Source organism: Dietzia massiliensis, from assembly GCF_018390595.1.
Lineage (GTDB): Bacteria > Actinomycetota > Actinomycetes > Mycobacteriales > Mycobacteriaceae > Dietzia > Dietzia massiliensis.
Map to the genome: position 1 here is coordinate 1 of NZ_JAHBAV010000075.1, position 10,646 is coordinate 10,646.

A 10,646-nucleotide genomic window follows, 5' to 3' on the forward strand; every position below is an offset into this window, starting at 1 on the left:
CGCCCCAGGACCCCTACATCTTGTGCCTCACCGCATCACCGGCGAACCCCAGCTATGCACTCCGGATCCGGAAGGGCCGCATTACCCAGCACCGCCCGGCGCACAGCCATGCCGGCGTCGGTGCGCTCGGCGCACACCCCGTCGATGTACTGCACCACCGGGTCGAGGAGATCGGCCGCGCGATCGGACAGCTCGTCGTCGTCACATTCCCCCGTCACCACGTGGAACCGGTCCCCCAGCCGTGCGGCGACACCCGCCCCCCACGGTTCCCGTGCCGGCACCCCGCGGCCGGGCCTGCACACGAGCAGCGGCAGGTCCGGGGTGCCCGCGAGGGTTTCACCGGTGATGCGCACAGCGGTCGTGATCGTCCTCCACGGGTGCGGTCCGCGCGCTCCAGGACCGAGTCGATGATCTGGTCGGTGGCGCCGAGGTAGCCGCAGACACACTTGAGGACGCGCAAATCCGGTCACGGGGCTCGCCCACCATCCGAGACTGCGCACCTCGTCGTCGTCGCCCTAACACCCCCCGCCCCACCTGCACCTTTCCCACCCAGCAGGATTGCCTGGTGACGCGCGCCACAACGCGGTCACAGTGTCCTCATCCCTCCCCGGCGCGCTCGGCGCGGCGGACGGCGGCACCCCGGCACGCCGGGACCCTCATCGGCGAAAGGACACTCCATGGGCGACATCCGGGCCCTCGGCTACCTCACCATCGACACCACCGACCTCGACCGCTGGCGCACCCTCGCCCACGACGTCCTCGATCTGGGCGAGGGCGCCGGCGGCGACGACGACACCCTCCACCTGCGCCTCAACGAGCGCGCCCGCCGCATCACGCTGCGCCGCGCCGAGAAGGACGATCTCGCCGCCGTGGGCTGGGAGGTGCGCGACGAGATCGCCCTCGACCGCGTCCGGGCCACCCTCACCGAGCACGGCATCGCCTACCGCGACCTCACCCACGACGAGGCGCAGGCCATCAAGGTCGACGGCGCGATCGCCCTGGAGGACCCCTGCGGCCAGCGCCTGGAGATCTTCCACGGCGCCGAGCTGGACCACTCCACGGTCTCCACCAAGTACCGCACCGAGTTCGTCACCGACGAGCTGGGCCTGGGCCACCTCGTGGTCCCCACCACCGACTACGACGCCACCATCGGCTTCTACCGCGACGTGCTGGGCTTCCACACCCGCGGCGCGTTCCCCTTCCCGGCCGCCCCGGGCATGCCGCCGCTGCGCATCCAGTTCATGGGCGTCAACCCGCGCCACCACAGCTTCGCCGTCATGCCCGCCCCGCACATGGGCCCCGGGATCGTCCACATCATGCTCGAGGTGGCCGAGATGGACATGGTCGCCCAGGCCATGGAGCGCACCACCGAGCACGGGTTCGGCATCTCCTCCACCCTCGGCCGCCACACCAACGACAAGATGGTGTCCTACTACCTGCGCGCCCCCGGCGGCTGGGACATCGAGTACGGCTACGACGGCCTCATGGTGGACGAGGGCCAGTACCTGCCACAGAACATCACCGCCGACAGCTACTGGGGCCACGACTGGTCCGGCAGCGAGCCCCTGGCCTGCACCCTCCCGCTCGAGGAGCCCGCCGCCGAGGCCGTGGCCGAGTCGCTGTCCGAGCCGGTGGTCGACACCGCGGCGGCGCCCGCCTGACACGCCCCTCGGCGCGACACCGACGCCGCCCGGTCCGAGCGACCGGGCGGCGTCGTGCGAAACCCACTCGGCGGCGGCCCGTCGACGACAGCATGGAGCCATGAGCACGCCCCGGGCTCTCCTGCTCCCCAGGGCCGCCCATCCCGTTCCAGGGCTCGCGGTCACCGTCCTCACCGCGCTCCTCGCCACGGGCATGGGGGTGGGCGCCCGCACCACGGTGACCCTGGTCGTGGCCGTGCTCAGCGGCCAGCTGGTCGTGGGATGGACCAACGACCTGATCGACCTCGAGCGGGATCGCCGGGTCGGCCGCCGCGACAAGCCGCTGGCGACCGGCCGGCTCTCCGCGGGGTTGGTGCGCTCGGCGACCGCCGCCGCAGGCGTAGTGTGCGTGGCGGCGTCGCTGCTGTGCGGGCTCGGCGCGGGCCTTCTCCACCTGCTCGCGATCGGCGCCGCCCTGGCCTACAACGCCGGGCTGAAGTCCACCTGGTTGTCCTGGCTCCCGTATTCGCTGGCGTTCGGTTTCCTCCCCGCCGTGGTCGCCTTGTCCCGCGACCCGGCCGTTCTGCCACCGTGGTGGATGGTCGCCGTGGGTGTCCTGCTCGGGTTCGCCGCCCACCTGCTCAACGCCATTCCCGACCTCGCCGACGACGCGGCGACCGGAGTTCGCGGACTCCCCCACCGACTCGCACCCGCGGCGGTCCCGCCGCTGGCCGCGCTGACGCTTGTCGCCGCCTCCGTCGTCGCCGTCCTGGGCAGCCGCACGCCGCCGGCGACCGGCCAGTGGGTCCTGTTGGCCGTGGTGCTCGTGCTGGCGGTGGCGGCGACCCGCACGACGGGGAAGACGCCGTTCTACGCGGCGATCGCCATCGCGGGAGTCAACGTCGTCATGCTGCTGATCGGATGACGCTGCGCAGCTGCGCGCCTCGTCGTCGTCGTTGTCGTTGTCGTCGTCTCGGGTTTCTCACCCGCGCCCGGTGCTACGCGCCGGTCTTGACCTCGAGCAGTTCCCACTGCCGGACCGGGCCGGCGGCGTGGGCCCGGCACATCGTGAAGATCGGTTCCGAGTAGGTCTCGCGCAGCCACACCTCGACCGGACCGCGCGGGCCCGCGAGCGTCACCTCGACGTGCTCGTCGCGCTCGACAACGCTGAGCGGGGCGAAGGCGTCAATCCTGTCGTCGGGCACCACCGCGCGGGCGTGGTGCTGCGCGCTCTGCACGGCCGCCGAAAAGCTACTGCGTCCGCGCAGGTACCGCTCGTCGACCCGGCCCTCGGTGTATCGCGTGACGATCTCGGCCGGATCCTCCGCCTGATCGACACGCCCGTAGTAGAGGCCGTGCGGCAGGATGAGCATCGTCGCGGCAAAGCGGTCGCCACCCAGGTGCGAGCACTCCCACGTGAACTCCGGATACCGGTCGGCGATGAGCCCCGCAGCGCGCCGGCCCCGCACCGCGCAGCACTGATCGTGCTTACCGTGCGCGCACACCGCGACCAGCGGCTCCCCGCCGGGAGAGCCGGCGGAGCCGTCGAGGGGGATCTCGGCGTAGCCGACCGGCCCGTCGACCTCGCCCCACCGCAGAGATTCGTGCCCGGGCCGCGCGTCGGCCAGCGCCCACCGCCAGCGTCGCTCTTCTGGGTGACGACGACGACCCGGTCGGCGGATCGCGGCCACCCTGACGTCGGCCTCCTGGGCGCGGCCGGCGATCTCGCGGCCGAGCTCCGTCGGGAGGAGGTTCGGGGAGTCCAGCAACGCCGAGTACCCCCACGGACCCGCGAGCTCGACCATCAGCCACCGCAGCCCCCGCGAGCCCGACCCCTCCAGGGGATCGCCGCGGCGCAGCGACGAGTCACTGCACGGCTCCCAGTCCGCAGGCCTGCTCACAGAGCCACCACCACACCCTCACGCAGCAACCGGCGCAGCACCACCACGCCGTCCGCGGTGTCCAGTCCCGGGAGCGCGCCGGCGCTGACCGGGTCGCCGTCGATCATCTCCCGCAGCGCGGGCTCGCACTCCGCCGGGAAGGTGATCGACTTGTCGGGCAGGCGCAGAACGACCTTGTCGGCGACAGCAGCCGGGCCGATCGAACCGTGTAGGCCGTCGCGCCACCTCACCGGAGTGTCGGCGTCGAGCGCGGCGACGGCATCGAGGGTGGCCAACGGGCGGATGGCCGCGGGCCGCGTGAGTTCCAGGTACCGGGCGGCGAGCGCCCGCCCGGTCCGCGCCGCGATCGCGTCCGGCTCCTCGGTGGCCAACCGGGCGATCGTCGCGAGCACCTCCCGCACGTGGTCCTCGGTCCGATCGGCGGCTACCGGGGCGAGACCGAGCGGCAACGACGCCCGCAGTCCCTCGTCCGAGGCCAGGCCGTCAAGCACCGCCCTGGCGATGTCGATCCCGGTGAGAGGCGCGACGCCCACCGTCAGATGGATCGACGTCTCGCCCAGCGCCTCCGCCGAATGGATCCAGCCACGCGGCAGGTACAGGCAGTCCCCGGGCTCAAGGACCTCGTCGATGACCGGCTCGTCTGCGGCCCGCGCCGAGATCGCCTCGCGATGATCCGTCCACGGCTGGTCGGGCAGCGGATGGTGGTGGACGGGCTCGTGCACCCGCCACCGCTTGGCGCCCGACACCTGGAGGATGAACACGTCGTGCACGTCGTAGTGCGGGTCGAAACCCCGATTGGCCGGCGGGGTGATGTACGCGTTGGTCTGCACCGGATGGCCGACGTCCGCGTTCATGCCCTGAACGAAGTCGATGATCGGCGGCCAGAACCGGTGCAGGCCCTGCAGCACGATCGTCGCCCCGCCCGCGAACTGCGTGAACATCCCGTCCGGGTCGATCTGATCGGCGATCTGCGCACCGAAGCCGGCGGCGCGGGTGAAGCACGCCCGGTCCACGAGCGAGCCCTCCCGCGCCATCCGGACGAACGGCGTGCGCACGCCCCGCTCGGCGATGATCTCGTCGACCATCGCCGGGGACAGCAGGTCCGAGAAGTCGCGCGGCAGCTGTGCCGAGCGGGTCAGCAGCGGACGCCGACCCCAGACCTCGTCCGCGAACTCATCGCGTCCGCAGCCGATGCACCGCTCCAGCACCAGGGATCACTGCGTACCGTCGGCGCCGCCATCAGCACCGTCCGGGTTCGACCCGCCGTCAGCGGGCCCTTCGCCGACATCGGCAGCCCCGTCGGCCCCGCCGTCGTGACCCTCCGGGTTCGAGCCACCGTCGGCCAGGCCCTCGCCCTCGCCCTTGGTGTGGTGTGCGGACCCGTCCGCGCCGCCGTCGTGACCGCCCGGGTTGGAGCCGCCGTCGGCGACCCCTTCGCCCTGGGCAGCGGAGGTGGTCATGTCGTCGTCGTTGATGGCCATCTGCGTTCCTCTCGTCAGTGCAGGCCGATGACCTGCACGATCGTGCGGTGTCGCCATGTGCCCTACCGTGGTCCCGCGAATGTGGTCCCGGACACAATGGCCGTTCCGGTTCCCACTATGGCACCGGTCGGACCTCGGCACGACCGGACGCAACGGGCCCGCAGCAACCGATTCCGCGGGCCTCAGCCGGTTCCCATGCATCGGCCGACGGGGGTTCTCACGGCGCACGACACGCAAACTGCCGTCAGCCTGTGCGACCCAGGTCGGACCGGCGTAACGTCGGTCTCGCGGAACCACCGCACGCATCAGCGTGAACGAGAGGAGCTGCAATCACCTTGACCGACATCACCGACGTAACCGTTTTCGGAACCGGCGTACTCGGATCCCAGATCATCATGCAGGCCGCCTACCACGGCAAGACCGTGACCGGCTACGACATCTCGGACGAACTGCTCGCCGAACTGCCCGAGCGATGGGAGTGGATGCGCGGCTACTACCGTCGTGACCTCCCCGACTTCGACGAGGCCCGTTTCGACGCCGCCATCAAATCCATCAAGACGACCACGGACATCGCCGAGGCGGTCGCCGACGCCGACCTGGTGATCGAGTCGATCCCGGAGAAGCTCGACCTGAAGAAGCAGGTCTGGGCGCAGATCGGAGCCCACGCGCCGGAGAAGACCATCTTCACCACCAACACCTCGACGCTGCGGCCCAGCGACTTCGCCGCCGACACCGGCCGCCCCGAGAAGTTCCTGGCCCTGCACTTCGCCAACCTCGTGTGGCGCTACAACACCGGCGAGGTCATGGTCACGCCGCAGACCGACAAGAAGTACTTCGACGCGGTCCTCGAGTTCGCCGGCGAGATCGGCCTCGTCGGTGTACCCATCCACAAGGAGACGCCCGGCTACCTCCTGAACAGCCTGCTGGTCCCGTGGCTCAACGCCGGCGCCGCCCTCTACGTCAACGGCGTCGCCAATCCCGCCGACATCGACAACGTCTGGCGCACCGCCACCAACTCGCCGCACGGCCCGTTCCAGGTGTTCGACACGGTCGGCTTCAACGTGGCCGCCAACATCTCCCGCGCATCCGGCGATCCCACCAGGATCAAGTTCGCCGACATGCTCCAGGAGGGAATCGACGCCGGAAAGGCGGGACTCGGCGACGGTCAGGGCTTCTATCGCTACGACTCCGAGGGCAACATCATCGAGCCCGTGGAGGACTGGAACCTCAACTGAGCGACGGGCCGAGGCGGCGCCGCCCCCTCGGCCCTTGTCGCCCTCGATCGACTGGTCCCGGCGGATCCGGCCCACCAGCGACTCGTCGATGCCGGCGGCCTCGAGCGGGGTCGGCACGTCGACGACCCTCACGCCGGCCGCCTTGCCCAGCAACTCGCGGGCCTGCTCCGGAGTGATGTCCTTCTCGAACTCGGCGTTGATGCTCAGCGTGTGACCGGTGAACACGGGCACGCGCACACAGGTACCGGCCACGCGCAACTCGGGCAGGCCGAGGATCTCGCGCGACTCGTTGCGCAGCTTCTGCTCCTGGCTCGGCACCTTCAGGACGTCACCGGCATGTCGATCAAGAAGATCGTGACCACCCTGCAGCCCCTGCGCACCGTCACCGTCGCCATCGGCGACCACGAAATGCTCGTCGAAGCCACAATCCCCGACGCCGCACGAGCCGTCATCGACGCGATCAACGCAGAGTGACACTAAAACTTGTGGAAGTCAGGTCGGACTCCGCAGCGGTGTCGTCGACGAGGCCCGCCTCCTTCGCCTCGGCTCCGGGGTAGCGGTGGACCGTGCTCATCGCGGTAATGCCGCGGTCGTCGCGCATCACCCGGTAGTCGTGGGCCATCGCGAGCATCGCGCCGCCGCCGAGATCGGCGGGCCGGGCTGCAGCTCCTATCGCGTTGAGGTGCAACCGTTATGGACCCCCCGTGTAGCGGATGTGATGCTGGCCAGAGCCTTGGACAGGTGACCACCTCGGGGTGGCCGCAATGTTCGACGCCGACCTTCCGGTCGCGGCTGGCAATGGCGACTCCTAACGTCGCCAATGGCACGATCCGACGACGTAAGGAGTCCGAAATGATCGGCAAGGATTCACTGGATCGACTCACCGGCGCGACCGCGTACGACCACGCTGGTGAAAAGATCGGCAAGATCGGCACGATCTACCTTGATGACGACAGCGACGAGCCCAAGTTCGCGACCGTCTCGACGGGATTGTTCGGAATGTCCGAGAGCTTCGTCCCACTGCAGGGCGCACGCATGGAGGGCGACGACCTCCACGTCACGTACGCCAAAGACCAGGTCAAGGACGCGCCCCGCGTGGACGCCGGCGGCCACCTCTCCCCGGACGAGGAGAATCGTCTGTACGAGCACTACCAACTCGAAGACGGAGGTCGGCGCGGCGGCGGGACCGGCACACGCACCGACTTGGGCAACCGCGATGATCGTGCTCCCGGCACCGCGGGGGCAGCGGGTGCCGCAGGAGTCGCCGGCACTGCGGGGGCAGCGGGTGCCGCAGGAGCCGCCGGCACAGCAGGTGCCGCCGGAGCCGACGATCGGCGCAGGGGCGATCGGGATCACGAAGGCACCGAGACCGTCACCGCCCACGAAGAACGCCTCAACGTGGGCACCCGCGAAGAGGAGGCCGGGCGAGTCCGGCTCCGCAAGTACACGACCACCGAGAACGAGGCAGTCGAAGTCCCGGTCTCCAAAGAGAAGCTCGTGGTCGAGCGCGAGGACGTCGAGGGCAGGGTTCGCAAGGGCGGCCTCGACGAGACCGCCGACGGCGACCGCGATGAGGAGATAGTCCTCCGCGAGGAGCGGCCGGTGGTGGAGAAGGAGACCGTCGAGCGCGAGCGCGTCAACGTGGGCAAGGAGAAGGTCACCGACAGCGAGACCGTGTCCGATCAACTCCGTACCGAGCACATCGACGTCGAAGGTGACGTGACGGAGGACCGCGGCGGCCGCGGGCATCGCGATGGCCGGTCGGGAACGGCGGACGGTCGCTGACGTAGGCCGAGTCTCAACCCGGAAAGAGGAGAGCCGCCGCTCGGTCCGCGTGACCGGGCGGCGGCTCTCGCCTGTGTGCGACTGCGGGGCCTCGTCGTCGTCGTACTCCCGACCTGTTCAGCCCGCGCCTGGCCACTCGACCAGCAGATGCGTTACTTGACCAGCAGCTCCGCGATCTGGATGGTGTTGAGCGCCGCGCCCTTGCGCAGGTTGTCGCCCGCCACCATGAGGTTGAGGCCCTTGTTGCCCTCGATCGATTGATCCTGGCGGATGCGGCCCACCAGCGACTCGTCGATGCCCGCGGCCTCGAGCGGCGTCGGCACGTCGACGACCTTGACGCCCGGCGCCTTGGCCAGCAGCTCGCGCGCCTGGTCCGGGGTGATGTCCTTCTCGAACTCGGCGTTGATGCTCAACGTGTGGCCGGTGAACACGGGCACGCGCACGCAGGTGCCGGCCACGCGCAGCTCCGGCAGGCCGAGGATCTTGCGCGACTCGTTGCGCAGCTTCTGCTCCTCGTCCGTCTCCTCGGAGCCGTCGTCGACCAACGCGCCCGCCATCGGCAGCACGTTGAACGCGATCGGCGCGACGTACGGCCCGGTCTCGTCGACCTTGAGCGCCGAACCGTCATGCACCAGCTCGTGACCCGCGCCGACGTTGCCGGTGATCTGGTCGTTGAGCGTGTCCACGCCCGCCAGTCCGGACCCGGAGACCGCCTGGTAGGTCGACACGACCAGGCGCTTGAGGCCGGCCGCGTCGTGCAGCGCCTTGAGGACCGGCATCGCGGCCATCGTGGTGCAGTTGGGATTGGCGATGATGCCCTTGGGCGGGTTCTTCGCCGCGTCCGGATTCACCTCGGAGACGACGAGGGGGACGTCGGGGTCCTTGCGCCACGCGCTGGAGTTGTCGACGACGACAGCGCCCGCCGCCGCGAACCTCGGCGCCTGCTCCTTGGACATGGTGCCGCCCGCGGAGAACAGGGCGATGTCGATGCCCTCGAGCTCCTCGTCCGTGGTGGCGGCGGTGTCCTCCACGACGATGTCCTCGCCACGGAACGGCAGCGTGGTCCCGGCCGAGCGGGCGGAGGCGAAGAAACGGGCCTTGTCCGCCGGGAAGTCCCGCTCCTCGAGCAGGGCACGCATGACGCGCCCCACCTGGCCCGTGGCTCCGACTACGGCGACAGTGGTCATCTGTGAGGTCAACTCCTGGAAGTCTTGGCGACCCGGCCCGCCGCGGACGGGTTCTCCGCCCTGCGCTCGACCGACCGGTGTGACGGCCCAGTCTACCGAGGCCCGCGACGATAGACAGCGGCCCGCGTCACACCCCGCCGGACCCGCCGCGGCATGCCGGCCCGCCTCGGCACCCGACCCCGACGCGCGCAGACGTCCGGCCCTGGCTCGGCACCCGACCAACGAGAAGACAGTTCGGCTCACATCGGCCGAGAGTGGGGTGTGCGGAACTGTCTTCTCGATGGCGTGGGGGTGCCGCCGATCTCGCCGAGGGGCGCCCGGGCAGGTCGCGAAGGAACTGACCGCTCATCGGCCGCGGCCCGTTTCTCCACAGCCTCGTCCGCCTCCACAGGTGACGCCGGAATCGCGGGATGGACGGGGATGTGGCGCTCGTCGTCGTCGACGCTTGGTCCATGCGCCCCGACCAGGCACCCCGCCGCACCCGCGACCTCGTCCCCGAACGCGGGCGGCGCCTCCACTCCAGCGGTCTCGTCCCGCACCACCGCGGCCTGTGGGTGCCACGCACCGCCGACCGCACCCACCCGCTCACCCGCATCACCGCGATCACCGCCCTGTACCCGGAAGCCGTGGCGACCGGCTGGCTTGCCGCAGACGCCCACGGCCACCCCTTCCCGCCACGGACCTACCCCGACGAGTTCGCCGTCGGCTCGACCCGGGTGCGCCGGCCCGGCATGATCGGTCGCCAGTACACGATCCCGCCCGAACACGTCTTCCACCTGACCGGGACCGCGGGCGCCGGCCCGGCCGCGAGTCCCGCGTGGGCGCTGTTCGACATCGCGCGGCGCGGCGACCTGACGGACGCCGTCTGCGCGCTCGATGCGGGCCCGAGTATCGGCGTCGACCCCGAGCGCGACGTGCGGCCCCTCGCGATGGACCCCCGGCGGATCCCCGGCAAGCGACAGGTCCTCGCGGCCCTCGACCTGTGCGACGTCGGCGCCCGGTCACCGTGGGAGACGCGGGCCCGGCTGTTGCTGCTCAGACACGGGCTCACGGGCTTCGAGACGCAGGTACCCGCGCCGGGGTCTCCGTATGTTCTGGATCTCGCGCGCCGTGATCTGAAGATCGGCGTCGAGTACGACGGCGAGCACCACCGCGAGCCTGCGCAGCACGCCAAAGACCTCACCCGCTGGAACCGACTGCGCCGCTTGGGCTGGCTGGTCTACCCCCTCACCACCACAATGATCACCCGGGATGCAGACTCCACCGCGGCCGACATCCGGGCCGGCGTCCGGGAACGCGGCGGTTGATGGCAAGGCCGCCGACGAAAAGACAGTTCCGCACGCTCGCTCTCGGGCGATGTGTGCGGAACTGTCTTATCGATGCGGGGTGGCCCGGACGCGGGCGCCGGCGGGTGGGT

The 10,646-nt window shown here is 70.5% G+C and carries 12 protein-coding genes and 1 pseudogene; 6 read left to right on the forward strand and 7 right to left on the reverse strand.

Features of this window, described 5'->3' with window-relative positions:
• Positions 1-35: 35 nt before the first annotated feature.
• The gene (locus KHA85_RS15010; RefSeq protein ID WP_213186418.1) at positions 36-353 is read right to left on the reverse strand and encodes a hypothetical protein; all 318 of its coding nucleotides are present in this window, start codon (positions 351-353) and stop codon (positions 36-38) included.
• Positions 354-677: 324 nt separating this feature from the next.
• On the opposite strand from KHA85_RS15010, the gene KHA85_RS15015 reads away from it, so the two are divergent.
• Together KHA85_RS15015 and KHA85_RS15020 are read left to right on the forward strand one after the other, a co-directional pair.
• Positions 678-1,661, forward strand: a complete 984-nt coding sequence (locus KHA85_RS15015; RefSeq protein WP_213186419.1) for a VOC family protein — start codon at positions 678-680, stop codon at positions 1,659-1,661.
• A gap of 100 nt (positions 1,662-1,761) precedes the next feature.
• The gene (locus KHA85_RS15020; RefSeq protein WP_213186420.1) at positions 1,762-2,565 is read left to right on the forward strand and encodes a UbiA family prenyltransferase; all 804 of its coding nucleotides are present in this window, start codon (positions 1,762-1,764) and stop codon (positions 2,563-2,565) included.
• A gap of 73 nt (positions 2,566-2,638) precedes the next feature.
• Here KHA85_RS15020 and KHA85_RS15025 read toward each other — a convergent pair whose 3' ends face one another.
• From KHA85_RS15025 to KHA85_RS15035, 3 genes are all read right to left on the reverse strand, one after another.
• The gene (locus KHA85_RS15025; protein WP_213186427.1) at positions 2,639-3,445 is read right to left on the reverse strand and encodes a ferredoxin family protein; all 807 of its coding nucleotides are present in this window, start codon (positions 3,443-3,445) and stop codon (positions 2,639-2,641) included.
• 92 nt (positions 3,446-3,537) lie between these two features.
• Positions 3,538-4,749, reverse strand: coding sequence for a cupin domain-containing protein (locus KHA85_RS15030; RefSeq protein WP_213186421.1), 1,212 nt, complete (start codon positions 4,747-4,749; stop codon positions 3,538-3,540).
• A gap of 6 nt (positions 4,750-4,755) precedes the next feature.
• Positions 4,756-5,022 carry a BatC protein gene (locus tag KHA85_RS15035; RefSeq protein ID WP_213186422.1) on the reverse strand — a complete coding sequence of 89 codons (267 nt, stop codon included), beginning with the start codon at positions 5,020-5,022 and terminating at the stop codon, positions 4,756-4,758.
• Between the two features lie 335 nt (positions 5,023-5,357).
• Here KHA85_RS15035 and KHA85_RS15040 point away from each other — a divergent pair, with 335 nt between their 5' ends.
• Positions 5,358-6,257: a 3-hydroxyacyl-CoA dehydrogenase gene (locus tag KHA85_RS15040; RefSeq protein ID WP_213186423.1), complete on the forward strand. Its 900-nt coding sequence runs from the start codon at positions 5,358-5,360 to the stop codon at positions 6,255-6,257.
• 30 nt (positions 6,258-6,287) lie between these two features.
• On the opposite strand, the pseudogene KHA85_RS15045 reads toward KHA85_RS15040, so the two are convergent.
• Positions 6,288-6,566: pseudogene (locus KHA85_RS15045) on the reverse strand (Asd/ArgC dimerization domain-containing protein); the annotation flags it as partial.
• Here KHA85_RS15045 and KHA85_RS18130 point away from each other — a divergent pair.
• Entirely contained in the window at positions 6,468-6,731 is a 264-nt protein-coding gene (locus KHA85_RS18130) for a hypothetical protein (RefSeq protein ID WP_236885767.1), read from the forward strand. The pseudogene KHA85_RS15045 and the gene KHA85_RS18130 sit on opposite strands and share 99 nt — an antisense overlap.
• Here the strand turns inward: KHA85_RS18130 and KHA85_RS15055 are convergent.
• Positions 6,718-6,879 carry a hypothetical protein gene (locus tag KHA85_RS15055; RefSeq protein WP_438802063.1) on the reverse strand — a complete coding sequence of 54 codons (162 nt, stop codon included), beginning with the start codon at positions 6,877-6,879 and terminating at the stop codon, positions 6,718-6,720. The two genes, KHA85_RS18130 and KHA85_RS15055, sit on opposite strands and share 14 nt — an antisense overlap.
• Positions 6,880-7,109: 230 nt before the next feature.
• Here KHA85_RS15055 and KHA85_RS15060 point away from each other — a divergent pair, with 230 nt between their 5' ends.
• On the forward strand, positions 7,110-8,042 hold the full coding sequence (locus tag KHA85_RS15060; RefSeq protein ID WP_213186424.1) for a PRC and DUF2382 domain-containing protein: 933 nt from the start codon (positions 7,110-7,112) through the stop codon (positions 8,040-8,042).
• A 152-nt stretch (positions 8,043-8,194) separates the two neighbouring features.
• Here the strand turns inward: KHA85_RS15060 and KHA85_RS15065 are convergent, their stop codons facing one another.
• Positions 8,195-9,229 (reverse strand): aspartate-semialdehyde dehydrogenase, encoded by a 1,035-nt coding sequence (locus KHA85_RS15065; RefSeq protein ID WP_213186425.1) that lies wholly within the window; start codon positions 9,227-9,229, stop codon positions 8,195-8,197.
• 410 nt (positions 9,230-9,639) lie between these two features.
• On the opposite strand from KHA85_RS15065, the gene KHA85_RS15070 reads away from it, so the two are divergent.
• Entirely contained in the window at positions 9,640-10,536 is an 897-nt protein-coding gene (locus KHA85_RS15070; RefSeq protein ID WP_213186426.1) for an endonuclease domain-containing protein, read from the forward strand.
• Positions 10,537-10,646: the final 110 nt, after the last annotated feature.